The sequence below is a fragment of the Burkholderia cepacia genome, from assembly GCF_001039005.1.
Classification (GTDB): Bacteria; Pseudomonadota; Gammaproteobacteria; order Burkholderiales; family Burkholderiaceae; genus Burkholderia; species Burkholderia theae.
The window spans coordinates 205,183-220,879 of sequence record NZ_LDWR01000050.1; the positions used below are offsets into that span (position 1 = coordinate 205,183).

General features: G+C 67.2%; 16 protein-coding genes. 9 read left to right on the forward strand and 7 right to left on the reverse strand.

The genetic code is table 11. From position 1 onward, the window contains the following. Positions 1-97: 97 nt before the first annotated feature. From leuC to VL15_RS28395, 3 genes are all read left to right on the forward strand, one after another. Positions 98-1,510: a 3-isopropylmalate dehydratase large subunit gene (leuC, locus tag VL15_RS28385; RefSeq protein WP_048250000.1), complete on the forward strand. Its 1,413-nt coding sequence runs from the start codon at positions 98-100 to the stop codon at positions 1,508-1,510. Beyond that, positions 1,503-2,141, forward strand: coding sequence for a 3-isopropylmalate dehydratase small subunit (gene leuD, locus VL15_RS28390; RefSeq protein WP_048250001.1), 639 nt, complete (start codon positions 1,503-1,505; stop codon positions 2,139-2,141). Before leuC ends, leuD begins: the two co-directional genes overlap by 8 nt. 103 nt (positions 2,142-2,244) lie before the next feature. Continuing rightward, on the forward strand, positions 2,245-3,567 hold the full coding sequence (locus VL15_RS28395; protein ID WP_048250002.1) for a 2-hydroxycarboxylate transporter family protein: 1,323 nt from the start codon (positions 2,245-2,247) through the stop codon (positions 3,565-3,567). 20 nt (positions 3,568-3,587) lie between these two features. Here the strand turns inward: VL15_RS28395 and VL15_RS28400 are convergent, their stop codons facing one another. Beyond that, on the reverse strand, positions 3,588-5,138 hold the full coding sequence (locus tag VL15_RS28400; RefSeq protein ID WP_048250003.1) for an FAD-dependent monooxygenase: 1,551 nt from the start codon (positions 5,136-5,138) through the stop codon (positions 3,588-3,590). Between the two features lie 66 nt (positions 5,139-5,204). Here VL15_RS28400 and VL15_RS28405 point away from each other — a divergent pair, with 66 nt between their 5' ends. After that, positions 5,205-5,816 (forward strand): TetR/AcrR family transcriptional regulator C-terminal domain-containing protein, encoded by a 612-nt coding sequence (locus VL15_RS28405; RefSeq protein ID WP_048250004.1) that lies wholly within the window; start codon positions 5,205-5,207, stop codon positions 5,814-5,816. 33 nt (positions 5,817-5,849) lie between these two features. On the opposite strand, the gene moaD is transcribed toward VL15_RS28405, so the two are convergent. The 5 genes from moaD to fdhD all read right to left on the reverse strand — a co-directional run bounded on the left by moaD (position 5,850) and on the right by fdhD (position 10,184). Further along, positions 5,850-6,107, reverse strand: a complete 258-nt coding sequence (gene moaD / locus VL15_RS28410; RefSeq protein WP_048250005.1) for a molybdopterin converting factor subunit 1 — start codon at positions 6,105-6,107, stop codon at positions 5,850-5,852. A 58-nt stretch (positions 6,108-6,165) separates the two neighbouring features. Next, positions 6,166-6,738 carry a molybdenum cofactor biosynthesis protein MoaE gene (locus VL15_RS28415; protein ID WP_048250006.1) on the reverse strand — a complete coding sequence of 191 codons (573 nt, stop codon included), beginning with the start codon at positions 6,736-6,738 and terminating at the stop codon, positions 6,166-6,168. A 47-nt stretch (positions 6,739-6,785) separates the two neighbouring features. Then, positions 6,786-7,910, reverse strand: a complete 1,125-nt coding sequence (gene moaA, locus VL15_RS28420) for a GTP 3',8-cyclase MoaA (RefSeq protein ID WP_048250007.1) — start codon at positions 7,908-7,910, stop codon at positions 6,786-6,788. 199 nt (positions 7,911-8,109) lie between these two features. Beyond that, complete coding sequence (locus tag VL15_RS28425) at positions 8,110-9,324, reverse strand: molybdopterin molybdotransferase MoeA (protein ID WP_048250008.1); 1,215 nt, start codon at positions 9,322-9,324, stop codon at positions 8,110-8,112. Beyond that, complete coding sequence (gene fdhD / locus VL15_RS28430; RefSeq protein WP_048250009.1) at positions 9,321-10,184, reverse strand: formate dehydrogenase accessory sulfurtransferase FdhD; 864 nt, start codon at positions 10,182-10,184, stop codon at positions 9,321-9,323. The genes VL15_RS28425 and fdhD overlap by 4 nt, the downstream gene beginning before the upstream one ends. Positions 10,185-10,547: 363 nt before the next feature. Here fdhD and VL15_RS28435 point away from each other — a divergent pair, with 363 nt between their 5' ends. The 5 genes from VL15_RS28435 (at position 10,548) to VL15_RS28455 (ending at position 15,176) form a co-directional block, all read left to right on the forward strand. After that, positions 10,548-11,948 (forward strand): cytochrome ubiquinol oxidase subunit I, encoded by a 1,401-nt coding sequence (locus tag VL15_RS28435; RefSeq protein WP_048250010.1) that lies wholly within the window; start codon positions 10,548-10,550, stop codon positions 11,946-11,948. A 2-nt stretch (positions 11,949-11,950) separates the two neighbouring features. Next, complete coding sequence (gene cydB / locus VL15_RS28440) at positions 11,951-12,958, forward strand: cytochrome d ubiquinol oxidase subunit II (RefSeq protein WP_048250011.1); 1,008 nt, start codon at positions 11,951-11,953, stop codon at positions 12,956-12,958. A gap of 150 nt (positions 12,959-13,108) precedes the next feature. Continuing rightward, positions 13,109-14,029: a bestrophin family protein gene (locus tag VL15_RS28445; RefSeq protein WP_048250012.1), complete on the forward strand. Its 921-nt coding sequence runs from the start codon at positions 13,109-13,111 to the stop codon at positions 14,027-14,029. A gap of 79 nt (positions 14,030-14,108) precedes the next feature. Continuing rightward, entirely contained in the window at positions 14,109-14,702 is a 594-nt protein-coding gene (locus VL15_RS28450) for an SMI1/KNR4 family protein (RefSeq protein WP_048250013.1), read from the forward strand. A gap of 87 nt (positions 14,703-14,789) precedes the next feature. Then, positions 14,790-15,176, forward strand: coding sequence for a VOC family protein (locus VL15_RS28455; RefSeq protein WP_048250014.1), 387 nt, complete (start codon positions 14,790-14,792; stop codon positions 15,174-15,176). 17 nt (positions 15,177-15,193) lie between these two features. Here the strand turns inward: VL15_RS28455 and VL15_RS28460 are convergent, their stop codons facing one another. Then, positions 15,194-15,634 (reverse strand): nuclear transport factor 2 family protein, encoded by a 441-nt coding sequence (locus tag VL15_RS28460; protein WP_048250015.1) that lies wholly within the window; start codon positions 15,632-15,634, stop codon positions 15,194-15,196. Positions 15,635-15,697: the final 63 nt, after the last annotated feature.

A 15,697-nucleotide genomic window follows, 5' to 3' on the forward strand; every position in this document is an offset into this window, starting at 1 on the left:
TGGGTTAAGCTGCGACGCATTTTAAGGCGTCACCCTCCAAATTACACTTGCCGAAACGTCCGGACCAGGGCGTTTTCGCAAGAAAACCGGAGGAACGATGGGACAGACGCTTTACCGGAAGATCGTGGCGAGCCACACGGTGTTCCCGGTCGACGAGCAGCATGTCGTGCTCTACGCCGACCTGCACGTCATGAACGAGTACACGAGCCCGCAGGCGTTCGCGGGGCTCGCGGAAAAGAACCTGCCGGTGCGCTGCCCGGAAAAGCAGATGGGCATCGTCGATCATGTGATCCCGACGCATCCGGTGCCGGTCGACAAGCGCACGATTGTCATCGATGCGGCGGCCAGCCAGGCGGCCAATTTCACGCGCAACTGCCGCAAGCACGGCATTCACCTGTTCGACGTGCAGGACGCCGAGCAGGGCATCGAGCATGTGGTCGCGCCCGAGATCGGCCTGATCCGGCCCGGCATGGTCGTGCTGTGCGGCGACAGCCACACGACGACCTACGGTGCGCTGGGCGCGCTCGGCTTCGGCATCGGCACGTCGGAAGTCGAGCATGTGCTCGCCACGCAAACGCTGGTGTACCGCGTCGCGCGCGACATGCGCATCCGTGTCGATGGCGCGCTGCCTGCCGGCACCACGTCGAAGGATCTCGTTCTCTACATCATCTCGAAGATCGGCGCGCAGGGTGCGCGCGGTTTCGTCGTCGAGTACGACGGGCCGGCGATCGCCGCGCTGAGCGCCGAAGCGCGCATGACCCTGTGCAACATGACGGTGGAAGCCGGTGCGCGCGGTGCGCTCATCGCGCCCGACGAGACGACGGTCGCGTATGTGCGCGACCGGATCCGCGATCTGCCCGCCGATCAAATTGCAGAGGCGGCCGCGCAGTGGACGCAACTGAAATCCGACGCCGACGCGCAGTTCGACGTCACGCATCGCTTCGAGGCGGCGGACGTCGCGCCGTTCGTGACCTGGGGCACGAGCCCCGACCAGGCGATCGCGATTACCGCGCGTATTCCGACGCTGTCGGCCGAACCGCTCGAACGCGACAACGCACGCAAGGCGCTCGACTACATGGGGCTCGATGCCGGGCAGGCGATCGATGGCCTGGCGATCGATCACGTGTTCATCGGGTCGTGCACGAATGCGCGCATCGAGGATTTGCGCGCCGTCGCGGACGTCGTGCGTGGCCGCACGGTCGTGCCGTCGGTGCGCGCGATGGTCGTGCCCGGGTCGATCGCGGTACGCGAGCAGGCCGAACGCGAGGGCATCGCGGGCACGTTGATCGACGCGGGCTTCGAATGGCGCCAGCCCGGCTGCTCGATGTGCCTCGCGATGAACGACGACATCCTGCAACCCGGCCAACGCTGCGCATCGACGACGAATCGCAATTTCGAAGGGCGCCAGGGGCGCGGCGCCCGCACCCACCTGATGAGTCCGGCGATGGCTGCCGCCGCCGCGCTGGCCGGACGCATCGTCGACGTACGCAAGGAGTTCGACCATGCCTGAGCACGCATTCGTCACCGGCATCGCCGCGCCGCTGCCGCTGAACAATCTCGATACCGACCAGATCATGCCGAAGCAGTTTCTGTTCGGCATCGACAAGTCGGGGCTCGCGCGCGGCGTGCTGTATGACCTCCGCCACGACGGCGCGGGTGTGCCGCGCCCGGATTTCGTGCTGAATCACCCCGAGTATCAAGGTGCGCGCATTCTCGTCGCGGGCGCCAATTTCGGTTGCGGCTCCAGCCGCGAACACGCGGTGTGGGGCTTGCAGCAGGCGGGCTTCGACGCGGTGATCGCGCCGAGCTTCGGCGAGATCTTCTACTTCAACGCGCTGAACAACCGGCTGTTGCTGGTAATGCTCGATCCCGCCGTCGTGTCGACGCTCGTCGAACAGGCCGGTAATCCGGCGACGAGCACGCTGACGATCGACGTGCTGCGCCAGGTCGTCACGACGGTGGACGGAAACGAATACCCGTTCGATCTGCCCGAGCGGCAGAAGCGCATGTTCGTCGAGGGGCTGGACATGATCGGCATGACGCTCGCCGACGGCAACGCGATCGATGCGTTCGAGGCGCGCCATTACGCGGCGCATCGGTGGATGAAGATCGATCTGCCGAAGCAGCAGCGCGCAGTGTGACAGAGGCGCCTGAGAGCGTCCGCAGCACGGGGCCGGACGCGTGCCACGCGGTTCCGGCCGGCCCTGCCGAAGTGCGATCGGAATAAAAAACTGGAGACATGAAATGGAAGCTTCCCCCGTACAGACGAGCATGCCGCCGCATACGCGACTATCGTCGCGGTTCAACCTGAAGATCGGCGGGATGCCGCTGCCGATGTTTGTCGCGCTCGCGCTCGTCACGATCCTGGCGGCGATCACCAAACGGCTGCCGAACGACATGATCGGCGGCTGCGCGGTGCTGATGCTGTCCGGGCTGCTGCTCGGCGAGATCGGCCGCCGGATTCCGGTGTTCCGCCATATCGGCGGCCCCGCGATTCTGTGCCTGTTCGTGCCGTCGGCGCTGCTCGGTTACCGGCTGATGGACGATGCGACGCTCAAGGCGGTCACGGTGACGATGAAGACGGCCAATCTTCAGTATCTCTACATTGCGTGCCTGGTCGCCGGGAGCATGCTCGGGATGAACCGGAAGATCCTGATCCAGGGCTTTCTCAAGATGTTCGTGCCGCTGCTCGTCGGCACCGTGGCCGCGATCGCGGCGGGGATCGCCGTCGGCCTCGCGTTCGGCTACGACCCGCAGCACACGTTCTTCTATATCGTGATGCCGATCCTCGGCGGCGGCATCGGCGAAGGCATCCTGCCGTTGTCGATCGGTTATTCGGAGATCACCGGCGCGGCGCAAGGGCATCTGATCGCGATGATGGTGCCGGCCGCGTTGATCGGCAACGTCGTCGCGATCCTCGCGAGCGGCCTGCTGAAGCGCTTCGGCGAAAAGCATCGCGCATACAGCGGTGACGGCCTGCTGGTGAAGACCGGCGAGGACCGCGAATTGCTCGCCGCGCAAAAGGCCGAGGCCGAGCTGGACCTGCGGCTGATGGGGTTCGGCCTGCTGCTCGCATGCACGCTGTTCATCCTCGGCGGGCTGCTGGCGCCGCTCACCGGCATCCCGGGCCCGGTGCTGATGATCGTCGCGGCGGCGCTGCTGAAAGTGTGCCGCGCGATTCCCGAATCGATGGAGATCGGCGCATACCAGATGTACAAGTTCATGTCGACGAACCTGACGTTCGCGATCCTCGTCGGGCTCGGCACGCTGTTCGTGTCGTGGGACAAGCTCGTCGGCGCATTCTCGCCCGGATACTTTGTGATCTGCGCGTCGATCGTGATCGCGATGGTCGTATCGGGCTTTTTCGTCGGCGCCGCGCTGAAGATGTATCCGGTGGAATCCGCGATCATCACCGCGTGCCATAGCGGGCTGGGTGGCACCGGCGACGTGGCGATCCTGTCGTCGTCGAACCGGATGGGGCTGATGCCGTTCGCGCAGATCTCGACGCGCATCGGCGGTGCCGCGATGGTTGTGTTCGCGACGATCGTGATGAAGTGGCTGCATTGATGCCCGCAGCCGCTTGATCGTCAATCGCGCGATGGTTCGTCCGAGCGGCTCAGCACGAACCCGTCGGGGCGGACCAGCACGTGGCCGTCGTCGGGCAGCGCGGTCAACGCATGCCAGCCTGCCTCCGCTTCGACGAAGTCGAAATCCCTGGCGGCGACGAGGACGGCCGGCGTGACGCGGTTCAGACTCGCGCGGCTCGACGATGCGACCGACGCGTTCGGGCCGGCGAGCAGCACGTAGCTGCTGCCGAACAGGTCGAGCGTCGACACCTGCTGGCCGTCACGCCGGATCCAAGCATGCGGGAAGCGCGTGCCGGTTTGCGCGCGCAGTTGCGCCACGGAAGCGGGCGGCGTGTCGAGCGCCGGTGCGCCGGCATCGGGATAACGATGCCGCAGCAGCACGTCGCCGGTGTCGACCAGCTTGGCGAAGACATCCCGGTTGGCGTCGGTCTCGATGCCGAAGCGCGCGTCGAAGTCGGTGCGTAATAGCGCCTGGTGCCCGTTGCGTACGGCCAGCGGCCGTCGCTCGATCTCGTAGCTGTCGAGCAGCGACGCATCCGCGTCGCCGCGCAGCGTCGCGGCGAGCTTCCATGCGAGGTTGTGCGCGTCCGCGATGCCGGTGGTCGCGTTGAATCCGCCCCACGGCGGCATCATGTGCGCGGCGTCGCCGCACAGGAACGCACGGCTCGACCGGTAGCGGGTTGCCACGCGCACGCCCGTGTTCCACGTGCCGCGGCTCTGAATGTCGATCTCGACGTGGTCCAGCCCGAGTGCGGCGCGCACGAGGCCGGGCAGCGCGTGGTCGGCCGGCGGGCCTTGTGCCGGGTCGTACTCGAGATGGAAGGACCACTTGTCCGCGTTGTCCATCGCGAGAAACAGGCCGCGCACGGTCGGGTTCGCGATCTCGCACTGGCTGAACGTGCGGCCCTGCACGATCTCGCCAAGATCCGCATGAAAGAAGATATTGACGAAGTGCTGCGGCGCCGGCGTATCGGCCGTGTCGATGCCGAGTTGCCTGCGCACGAAGCTGCCGCCGCCGTCGGCGCCGACGAGCCACGCGGCTTCGATCGCCGTTTCCTGCCCGCCCGGGCCGCGCACGGTCGCGAGGAGGGCGTCGCCCGTCGCGGCGAACGACACGAGTTCATGGCCGAAGCGCACGTCCGCGCCGCGCGCTTCGACGTGCCGGCGCAGCACGGGCTCGATCAGCGTCTGCGGGCATGCGGTGAAGCTCGATGGCGACGGCGCGATCGCGGCCATCTTCGATCGCATCGCGGCGATGTCGACGACCGGCTGCGCGTCGACCAGCGTGCGCCCACGGCGCGCGCCGCCGAACGCGCCCTGGCGCCACGCACCGGCCGCCGTTTCCTTGACCGCGTCCTCCACGCCGGCCTGGCGGAACAGTTCCATCGTCCGCAGGTGGATGCCGCGTGCGCGCGGCAGCGGCGACACGCCCGCGCTTTTCTCGACGAGGATGAACGGGACGTCGAGGCGCTGCAGGAACAGCGCGGCGGACAGGCCGACCAGCCCGCCGCCGGCGATCAGGACCGGCGTCGTGGTGACAGGGGTAGGCATCGGGCACACCTTCGCGTAAAATTTATCACTGATAAGTTTATCTATCATCGATAGAGAAAATCAAGCATGGCGAAGATACGACGTGACGAAATCGTGGACGCGGCGCTCGAACTGCTCGACGAACAGGGGCTCGATGCGCTGACGACGCGGCGTCTCGCGCAGCGGCTCGGTGTCGAGTCGGCGGCGCTTTACTGGCATTACCGCGACAAGTCGGTGCTGCTGGCGGAAATGGCGGCCGTCGCCTTGGCGCGGCATCACACGCTCGACGTGCCGGCCGATATCGCGCAGTGGGATACCTGGTTTGCGGACAACGCGCGCAGCTTCCGCCGCGCATTGCTGGCGCATCGGGACGGCGCGCGGCTGCATGCGGGCTCGACGCCCGACCCGGATGCGGTCGGGCGGATCATGCCGAAAATCGCGTATCTGGTGCGTGCCGGCCTGACCGAGCAGGAGGCCGGGATGGCGCTGCTGGCCGCCGGCCAGTTCACGATCGGCTGCGTGCTGGAGCAGCAGGCCGCGCACGGAGGCGGGGCCGACGAATCGGCGCGGTCGGATGAAGCCGACGGCCGGCAGCGGACGAGCGGGATGGCGATGGCGCCGATCGATCCCGGCCTGGCGTTCGAATTCGGGCTCGGGCTGATCGTCGACGGCTTGCGGCAGCGGGTGGGGCGCGCGTAGCCGGGCACCCGTGCGACCTGCGCGCCTCGCGTGTTATCCGCCCGTCACCGGCGGGAAAAACGCCACCTCGCAGTCCTCCCGCACGACGAACCCGCCCGTCACCATCTCGAGATTGACGGCCGCGCGCACGGGCCGGTCCGTCCGCAGCGCTTCGGCACTGCGCGCGTCGCGTGCGGCCAGCGTGCTGCGCAGCGCGTCGACGGTGAGTTCCCGCGCTTCGATCTCGACGACTTCCTCGTCGAGATCGAGTTGCTCGCGAATGCTTGCAAAGTATTTGATCGTCAGTTTCATCGCGGTGTCTTGAGCAGGATCGGCGGAATCGGAATCGTAAAACGCGCAACGGGCGCGGTCAGCCCCAGCGCCGCATGGCCTGGTCGTCGTGCGTCTTCGCCTCGACCCAGCCGGATTCGCCGTCGTGCCGGATCTCCTTCTTCCAGAACGGCGCGTGGGTCTTCAGGAAGTCCATCAGGAATTCGCACGCATCGAACGCGGACGCGCGATGCGCGGCGGCCACCACCACCAGCACGACCGCCTGGCCGAGCGGAATGCGCCCGACGCGGTGCACGATCTTGACCGCTTCGAGCCGCCAGCGCGCGCTGGCTTCCTCGACGATGCTCCACAGGGCCTGTTCGGTCATCGTCGGGTAGTGCTCGACCTCGAGCGCGACGACGTCGTCGACGTCGCCTTCCTTGCGGACGACGCCGAGGAAATTCACGACCGCGCCGACATTCGGATTGCGAACGATCGGTGCGAGCTCGGCGCCCGCATCGATCGGCGCGTACTGCACGCGCACTTCGAAGCCGGCGGCAATCGCCGGCGGCGGCTCGGTGTGCGGGGCGGCCGCGTCGGCCGGATGCGGGTGGCTGCCGGCGCGCGACGGATCGTCCGGCAGCCCGGCGCGGGATTCGGTGAAGGTCGTCATGACAGGTTCTCCTGTAGGCGGTGCGTCGTGCGGCGCGCGGCGGCCCGTCAGCCGCCGACGAGCGACATGCGCACGGTCGGATAGGTCTTGCCCGGCGCGCGGGCCGGCCGTGCGGCCCGGCGCTCGGAATAACGGTCGTCGCGCTGCGTCCAGCGCTCGCGCACGGCGGCGGCGAGCGTGTCGACCGATGCCGCGTCGTCGAGCCACGGCCGCAGGTCGGTGCCTTGCGTCGCGAACAGGCACGTATAGAGTTGGCCGTCGGCCGACACGCGTGCGCGCGAGCAGGTGCCGCAGAACGGATGCGACACGCTTGCGATGAAGCCGACTTCGCCCGCACCGTCGAGGTGCCGGCAACGGATGGCGGTCGCGTCGTGCCCCGGTTCGCCGACGAGCACGAGCGGATAGTGTTCGTCGATCAGCGCGCGTATCCGCGCGGCCGGCACGACCTTGTCGCCGGACCAGAAGCTCGCGCCGCCGACGTCCATGTATTCGATGAAGCGCACGGCCACGCCCGTATGCCGGAAGTGCCGCACGAGCGGCAGGATCTGGTCGTCGTTCGCACCGCGCTCGATCACCGCGTTGACCTTGACCGGCGCGAGCCCGGCCGCCTGCGCGGCCTCGATGCCGGCCAGCACGCGCGACACCGGCACGTCGGCGTCGCTCATCCGGCGGAATACCGCGTCGTCGAGCGCATCGAGGCTCACGGTCACGCGCGACAGACCCGCGTCGCGCAGCGTGCGCGCCTTCGCGGCGAGCAGCGAGCCGTTGGTCGTCAGCGCGATTTCGATGGGTTTGCCGTCGACGGTCGTCAACGCGGCAAGCCGTTCGATCAGCGCTTCGAGGTTGCGGCGCAGCAGCGGCTCGCCGCCCGTGATGCGGATTTTTTCGACACCGAGCGAAGTGAACGCGCGTGCGATCTTTTCCAGTTGGGCGAACGACAGCCGCTCCGACGACGGCATGAACGCATAACCTGCACCGAAACTTTCGCGCGGCATGCAGTAGCCGCAGCGGAAGTTGCATTGATCGATCACGGACAGGCGCAGGTCGCGCAGCGGGCGGCCGAGCGTGTCGGACGTGCGGGGGAAGGCGCCGGGCGATGCGTCGCAGGATGAGGCGGCGGCGTCCGGCGCGGCGGAAACGATGGCATTCACGATCGGTTCGTCGGCCTGCATGAAGTAAGCGGAGGGGCGTCGCCGATCGGCCGTGCGGGTGCCGACGTATCGGCGCACAGTTCGTGACGAGCCTCATCGTGAGGATAGTCCGCGGGACTTTTCCGGCAGGGACACAATCGCGCCCGAATTGCAGGAATACAGTTCGCCGTGCGGCATGCGCGGCGAATGCGTCGCAGCGGGCGGGTGTCCGGCGTCGCGCTCATGCGAGCCAGTGCGCGAATTCGTAATACGGAACCGCGTCGCCGCGCGCGATGCGCCGCCCGGCCGGCAGCCGGGCGAGCCCGCTCGCCAGCACGAGCGACTGCAGCGTGCCGGCACCTTGCTGCCGCAACGTATCGAGCACGGGCGCGCCGCCGGGGCCGACCGCGCAGCGTACGCGCACGAAGCGCTCGCGCTGCGCATCCGGTTCGAAGTCGATGTCGATCGGCAGCGACGGCACGATCGGCACGCGCGCTTCACGCCCTTGCAGGCAACGGATCAGCGGTGCGACGAACAGAGCGAACGCCGTCATCGCGGCGCCCGGATTGCCGGGCAGCAGCGCCACCGGCCGCGCGTCGAGCCGCGCGAGCGCGACCGGCTTGCCGGGTTTCATGCGCACGCCGGCGACGACGAACGACGCACCGAGCGCGGCCAGCGCGGGGCGCAGCAGATCCTTGTCGCCGACCGATGCGCCGCCGACGCAGATCACCAGGTCGCAGCACGCGTGCAGATCGCGCAGCGCACGATCGACGGCGCTTGCCGTGTCGGCCGCATGCAAGCGCATCGCGACGCTGGCGCCGGTGCCCGATACCAGCGCGGCGAGCATCGGCGCATTGCTGTTGTAGATCTGCTGCGGCGCACGCGGCTGGCCGCAGGCGACGAGTTCGTCGCCGGTCGTCAGGATGCCGACGCGCAGCGCCGGGCGCACGTCGATGCGCGCGAACCCTTGCGCGGCGGCCACACCGACGTGCATCGCACCCATACGCACGCCGGCCGGCACGAGCAGGTCGCCGGCGCGCACTTCCTCGCCCCGGCGGCGGATGTGCGAGCCGCTGCGCTGCGGTGCGTCGAACGCGACCCAGCCGTCCTGTTCGCGTGCGTGCTCCTGCATCACGACGGTGTCCGCGCCGGGCGGAATCACGCTGCCGGTGAAGAGGCGCGCGGCCGTGCGTGCGGCCAGCGGCGCCGGTATGTCGCCCGCATAGCAGCGCTGCGCGACGCGTAGCGGCTCGCCGTGCGCGAGGTCCGCGTGACGCACGGCGTAGCCGTCCATCGCGCTCTGGTCGGCCGGCGGCTGGTCGAGCACGGCGGACAGCGGCGCGGCCAGCACGTGGCCAGCTGCTTCAGCGACCGGCACGGAGACGACCGCGTCGAGCGGCGCGAACGCGCCGGCGAAATGCTGCTGCGCGGTATCGAAATCGATCAGTTGTTTCATGAAGTGAGGGCCGGATGCGTTTGCGCGAGCGCCGGTTGGTCGGGATGAGCGGCGTCGGGCGATACGTATTCGACGAAGCCGTCGTTGCGGCAGAAGCCGAGCAGCCGCACGCCGGCTTCGCGGGCGACGCCGATCGCGAGCGACGTCGGCGCCGAGATCGTCGCGATCATCGGGATGCCGACCCGCGCGGCCTTGCGCACCAGTTCGTAGCTTGCGCGGCTTGACAGGAACACGAAGCCCGTGAGCAGGTCGGCGCGGCGCCGTGCAAGCGCGCCGATCAGCTTGTCGAGCGCGTTGTGGCGGCCGACGTCCTCGAACACGTCGAGCACGGCGCCGTCGCGGTCGCACCATGCGGCCGCGTGAATGCCGCCCGTCTCGCGCATCAGCGTCTGGCGGGCCGGCAACGCGCGTGCGGCGCGTGCGATCGCGTCGGCGCCGATGCCGGCGGCCGCGCCGGCTGCAGCGATGCGCGGCGGGTGCAGGTCGAGCTGCGCGATGCTTTCGATTCCGCATACGCCGCAGCCGCTGCGCCCGGCCAGTGCGCGCCGGTGCGCCTTCAGCGCCATGAATGCCTGCTGCGACACGGTGAGCCGCACTTCGGCACTGTCGGGCCGGCATTCGCTTTCGATGTCGAATACGTCCGACGCGCGATCGACGATGCCTTCGCTCAGCGCGAAGCCGAGGCCGAACACGTCGAGGTCGATCGGCGTCGCCATCATCACCGTGTGCGAGATGCCGTTGAACACGAGTGCAACCGGCGTTTCGTCGACGACGCGATCGACGGTGTCGCGCGCTTCGCCGGCACGATGACGCGTGACATCGCACGCGGTGCTGCCGGTCGGATCGTCTCGGTGGGTCATGCGGTTTTCTCCAGGGGGCGGCCGGCGCGCCGGGCGGGCGCCGTCGCCGCGATCAGGCGTTGCATAACATGTTAAGCGTGGTGAACCGCGCGCCGGATGCACAGCGGCGCAACGCGGAAAGCAGTACAGCTTGCGGCGCTCGGCACCGGTTGTGCCGTTTCCGTACACACATCTTTGCCGGGACGGAAAGCACAGTTTCAGGACGCGTTCGCGCGATTGCGAGTATCGTGGCAATCGCGATATTGTCATTCACGCTTCGATGCCATGCGAGTGACCGTTTGTGTTCGCATGTGTTGTCGCCAAGCCGTCGCGCGATTTCCTGCTTCGGGCGGACGTTCTCACAACCACGAGCAAATTACGGTCATGGAAATCTTCGATGCGTTCCATCTCGCACGATTGCAATTCGCGTTCACGGTGTCGTTCCACATCGTGTTTCCCGCGATCAGCATCGGCATGGCGAGCTTCCTGGCGGTGCTGGAATGGCGCTATCTCGTCACCGGCGACGCCGCCTACAAATCCATGTTCCAGTTCTGGTCGAAGATCTTCGCGATCGGCTTCGGGATGGGCGTGGTGTCCGGCGTCGTGATGGCGTACGAGTTCGGCACGAACTGGGCCGGCTTCTCGCGCGTCGCGGGCAACATCACGGGCCCGCTGCTCACGTATGAAGTGTTGACCGCATTCTTCCTCGAAGCCGGTTTCCTCGGCGTGATGCTGTTCGGCTGGCAACGCGTCAGCCCGCGCGCGCACTTCTTCGCAACGCTGATGGTCGCCGTCGGCACGCTGATCTCGACGTTCTGGATCCTCGCGTCGAACAGTTTCATGCAGACGCCGCAGGGCTACAGGATCGAGAACGGTCTCGTCGTGCCGGTCGACTGGTTCAAGATCATCTTCAACCCGTCGTTCCCGTTCCGTCTCGCGCACATGACGATCGCGGCGTTCATCGTCGCGGGTTTCATCGTCGCCGCATGCGGCGCGTGGCACTTGCTGAAGGGGCGCCGCGACGAGCCGGTGAAGCGCAGCTTCTCGATGGCGCTGTGGATGCTGCTGCTGCTCGCGCCCGTCCAGATCTTCGTCGGCGATGCGCACGGGTTGAATACGCGCGAATATCAGCCCGCGAAGATCGCGGCGATCGAGGGGCTGTGGGAAACCGAGAAGGGCGGCACCGCGCTGAACCTCGTCGGGCTGCCCGACATGCAGGCCGAAACCACGCGTTATGCGATCCAGGTGCCGCACCTCGGCAGTCTGATCCTCACGCACAGCTGGGATGGCGAGATTCGCGGGCTGAAGGAGTTCGCACCGCAGGACCGCCCGTATTCGCCGATCATCTTCTGGACCTTCCGGATCATGGCGGGCCTCGGGATGCTGATGCTGCTCACCGCGCTGCTCGGGCTGCTGCTGAGAAAGGGCGGACGCCTGTATGAGGCGCGCTGGTTCCAGTGGTTTGTGGTGGGCATGGGGCCGTCGGGCATCGTCGCGCTGCTGGCCGGCTGGATCACGACCGAGGTCGGGCGGCAGCCGTGGACCGTGTACGGCGTGCTGCGCACCATCGATTCGGTCGCGCCGCTCAGCGCGCAGCAGGTCGGCGTGTCGCTGCTGATCTTCGTGGTCGTGTATTTCCTGGTATTCGGATCGGGCATCTACTACATGATGAAACTGATGAGGCGCGGGCCGGCTGCACAGGCCGGGTACATCGAGCTCCACCGGCATCCGGGCCTGCGCAACCGCGCGTTGTCCACGTCGCTGGATACCACGGAGGCGGAGTAATCATGCAAATCGATCTTCCTGTCGTGTGGGCCGCGATCATCGGCCTCGGCGTGTTCATCTACGTGATGCTGGACGGCTTCGATCTCGGCATCGGCCTGCTGTTTCCGTTCTTCGACGCGAAGGCCGAGCGCCAGGTGATGCTCGACACCGTCGCGCCGGTGTGGGACGGCAACGAGACGTTCCTGGTGCTCGGCGGCGCGGGTCTCTATGGCGCGTTCCCGGTCGTGTATTCGACGCTGCTGCCCGCGAATTACTTGCCGCTGGTGCTGATGCTGGTCGGGCTGATCTTTCGCGGCGCGGCGTTCGAACTGCGCGCGAAGGCGACCCGCACGCAACACATGTGGGATCTCGCGTTCATCGGCGGCTCCGCGCTCGCGGCGTTCTGCCAGGGCATCGTGCTCGGTTCGCTGCTGCAGGGCATCCGCATCGAGAACAACCAGTTCGCGGGCGGGCCGTTCGACTGGCTGTCGCCGTTCAGCCTGCTGTGCGGGATCGGCGTGCTTGTCACGTATGCGACGCTCGGTTGCGGCTGGCTGATCCTGAAGGTCGACGGCGAACTGCAGCGCAAGATGCGGCTGCTGATGAAGCCGCTCACGGGCGTGCTGCTCGCGGTGATGGCCGTCGTGAGCCTGTGGACCGTGATCGGGCTGCCGGCCGTCGCGCACCGCTGGTTCGGCAGCGGCAACCTCGGCTGGTTCCTGCCGGTGCCGATCCTCGTCGTCGCGTGCGTGTGGGGCATCTTCAGCACGGTGAAGCGCGAGCACGAGGCCACGCCGTTCCTGCTGACGCTCGCGCTCGTGTTCCTCGGCTACACGGGGCTCGTGATCAGCATCTGGCCGAACATCGTGCCGCCGTCGCTGACGATTTGGGATGCGTCGTCGAGCCATTCGAGCCAGCTGTTCGCGCTGGTCGGCACCGTGATCGTGCTGCCGATCATCCTCGTGTACAACGCGATGCAGTACCGCGTGTTTCGCGGCAAGGTGCGCGAGGGTGATATCGGCTATCACTGAACGGCGCGACGTAACGGGCGCGGCGTGAGCGGGCGTATCATCACGCGCAGCGCCCGGCACGGTACCCATCCGAAAGCGGCCCGCCACGCGCGGGCCGTTGCGCATCGGGCGGGTCGCGCAGGGTCATTTCTTGGCCGTCGAGAAAACACCATGATCGTCCGACCACGACAAAACTGGCTCAGGATGCTGTTCGTCTGGAACGGCTCCGTGCTGCAATCGATCATTCCGCAACTCGTGTTCATGGCGATCGTCAGCACGCTGGCGGTCTTCACGAACGGGCGCATCTTTGGCGAGAAGATTCCGCTCAATACCGCGCCGTTCACGCTGTTCGGGCTCGCGCTCGCGATCTTCCTCGCGTTTCGCAACAACGCGAGCTTCGAGCGCTTCAAGGAGGCGCGGCATCTGTGGGGCAACCTGCTGATCGCGGCGCGCACCGTGACGTCGCAACTGAATCGCTACCTGCCCGACAGCGTCGATGATGCCGAGCGCAACCGGCTCGCCGACCTGCTGATCGCGTTCACCTATGCGCTGAAGCATCAGTTGCGTCATACCGATCCCGCGGAAGACTTGAAGCGAATTCTCGGCGCGGAGCGCGCCGGTGCGCTCGCGCGCAAATGCTTCAAGCCCGTCGCGATCCTGGACGAGCTGCGCGGCGGCATCGTCCGCGCGCTGGGCCGCGCGCCCGGCAGCGACGCCACCTGCTGGATGTTCGACAAGCAACTCGACGAGCTGGGCAAGGCGGTGGGTGGTTGCGAGCGCATCCTGTCGACGCCGATCCCGTTCTCGTACAGCGTGCTGCTGCATCGCACCGTGTATGCGTACTGCGTGCTGCTGCCGTTCGGTCTGGTCGATTCGACGGAATTCTTCACGCCGCTGATCAGCGTGTTCATCTCGTACACGCTGATTGCGCTCGAAGCGATCGCGAACGAGGTCGCCGAGCCGTTCGGCCTTGCGCCGAATGCACTCGCGCTCGATGCGATGGCGCGCACGATCGAGCGGTCGGTGCTCGAACTGGGCGACCGCCCGATGCCGGAGGAATTCGTGCCGGCGTCGACGTACCAGATCACGTAAGCGGGTGTGCGAAACGAGCCAGCAAGCGGGCCGCGTCGGGCGCTAGAATGGCGCTTGCCTGTTCTCCGGACCTGACGCGATGACCCTCGTCGACACCTATCTCGCCGGCCTGCGCGCCGCGCTGCCCGACGCCGACAATGCGTCGCTCGCCGTCGCCACGGGTGCGACGCCGGCGCAGCTCGATGCGCTGCGCGCGGCTTATCCGCAGTGCCCGGCCAGCCTGCTCGAACTGCTCGGCAAGCTCGACGGCACCTACTGGCGCGACTACGGCGGCACGACGATCAACGTGCTCGTGCTGGGCTCCGATGTCTACGAATACCCTTACTACCTGCTGTCCGCCGCGCAGATGCTCGAAGAAGGCGCGAAGTACCGCGACAGCATCGCGGACATCTACGGCGACGACGCGAACGACGACGGCGAACTCGTCGATTCGCGCATCGACATCGCGCTGCCGATGAGCCGGCGCCTGTGCTTCTCGCATTGCATGAACAACGGCGGCACGTCGCAGCTCTACATCGATTTCGAGCCGGCACCCGGCGGCAAGGTCGGGCAGGTCGTGCGCTTCCTGCACGATCCCGACAGCTACGCGGTGATCGCCGACGACTTCGACGGCTACCTGCGCGAGCTGATCGACGGCGGTTATGCGTTTGTCATCGATTTCGACGAAGAATAGCGAAGGGTTGGGCGGTTGCCCGATTTCGACCATTCAGCGCGACCGGGCGGACGACGTTCGCCGGTTGCCGATTCAGGAGCGTGCACGATGCGAATCTACGTGACGAACGTTTTCGTCGACGACCAGGACAAGGCGTTGGCGTTCTATACCGACAAGCTCGGGTTCCAGCTCAAGTACAACGTGCCGGTCGGTGAATTTCGCTGGCTGACGGTGGTGTCGAAGGATCAGCCCGACGGCACGCAGTTGCTGCTCGAACCGAGCAATCATCGCGCGGTGGGGCCGTACAAGCAGGCGCTGTACGAGGACGGGATACCCGCCGCGTCGTTCCAGGTCGACGACCTCGACGCCGAGTTCGCGCGGCTGAAGGCGCTCGGCGTTCACTTCACGCTGGAACCGACGGACGCGGGGCCCGTGCGCGTCGCCGTGATCGACGACACGTGCGGGAACCTGATTCAGCTGATGCAGATGAAGTAACGCGTCGCGCGGGCCGCTCAGAGCACCGCTACCGGCGGTGCGTTGTGCATCCAGCTGCGCTCCTGCATGCGGCTCTGGATGCGCCATCCGCATTCGGTCCGCACCAGCAGGTCGCGATACCACAGCCCGACGAAGCACACGCGATCGTCGCCCGTTTCATCGGCCGAGACCATCATCACCTGGCCGGCCGTTCGCGCGGTCGCGGCGTCGCCGTCGACGATCAGCAGCGACGTCGAGATCGTGTGCTGCGTGCCGCGCATCGCCGACGTGACCTGTTTCAGATAGGCCGCGATCTCCGCGCGGTTGCCGACCGGGCCGCCGAACGCCGCGTAATCGAGCGTCGCGTTGCTCGCGAAGAGCCGCTCGAATTCGCGCCAGTCCTGGCGGTCGATCGCGTGGCAGTAGCGTGTCAGCAGATCCTGGATCTCGATCCGGTCGATCGTTTCCTGTGGCGTCATGATGTTGCGGGTAGGGGTGGATGACGGGGAAACGATAGCGGGCGTGCGCGGGGGTGGCATCGG

Bases quoted from the DNA above. Each gene is read 5' to 3' on its own strand.
- VL15_RS28450 (WP_048250013.1), top strand. From the start codon at position 14,109: ATGACCCTCGTCGACACCTATCTCGCCGGCCTGCGCGCCGCGCTGCCC.
- VL15_RS28400 (WP_048250003.1), bottom strand. From the start codon at position 5,138: ATGCCTACCCCTGTCACCACGACGCCGGTCCTGATCGCCGGCGGCGGG.
- VL15_RS28445 (WP_048250012.1), top strand. From the start codon at position 13,109: ATGATCGTCCGACCACGACAAAACTGGCTCAGGATGCTGTTCGTCTGG.
- cydB (WP_048250011.1), top strand. From the start codon at position 11,951: ATGCAAATCGATCTTCCTGTCGTGTGGGCCGCGATCATCGGCCTCGGC.
- leuC (WP_048250000.1), top strand. From the start codon at position 98: ATGGGACAGACGCTTTACCGGAAGATCGTGGCGAGCCACACGGTGTTC.
- VL15_RS28425 (WP_048250008.1), bottom strand. From the start codon at position 9,324: ATGAAACAACTGATCGATTTCGATACCGCGCAGCAGCATTTCGCCGGC.
- VL15_RS28455 (WP_048250014.1), top strand. From the start codon at position 14,790: ATGCGAATCTACGTGACGAACGTTTTCGTCGACGACCAGGACAAGGCG.
- moaA (WP_048250007.1), bottom strand. From the start codon at position 7,910: ATGCAGGCCGACGAACCGATCGTGAATGCCATCGTTTCCGCCGCGCCG.
- VL15_RS28435 (WP_048250010.1), top strand. From the start codon at position 10,548: ATGGAAATCTTCGATGCGTTCCATCTCGCACGATTGCAATTCGCGTTC.
- leuD (WP_048250001.1), top strand. From the start codon at position 1,503: ATGCCTGAGCACGCATTCGTCACCGGCATCGCCGCGCCGCTGCCGCTG.
- VL15_RS28395 (WP_048250002.1), top strand. From the start codon at position 2,245: ATGGAAGCTTCCCCCGTACAGACGAGCATGCCGCCGCATACGCGACTA.
- fdhD (WP_048250009.1), bottom strand. From the start codon at position 10,184: ATGACCCACCGAGACGATCCGACCGGCAGCACCGCGTGCGATGTCACG.
- moaD (WP_048250005.1), bottom strand. From the start codon at position 6,107: ATGAAACTGACGATCAAATACTTTGCAAGCATTCGCGAGCAACTCGAT.
- VL15_RS28405 (WP_048250004.1), top strand. From the start codon at position 5,205: ATGGCGAAGATACGACGTGACGAAATCGTGGACGCGGCGCTCGAACTG.
- VL15_RS28415 (WP_048250006.1), bottom strand. From the start codon at position 6,738: ATGACGACCTTCACCGAATCCCGCGCCGGGCTGCCGGACGATCCGTCG.
- VL15_RS28460 (WP_048250015.1), bottom strand. From the start codon at position 15,634: ATGACGCCACAGGAAACGATCGACCGGATCGAGATCCAGGATCTGCTG.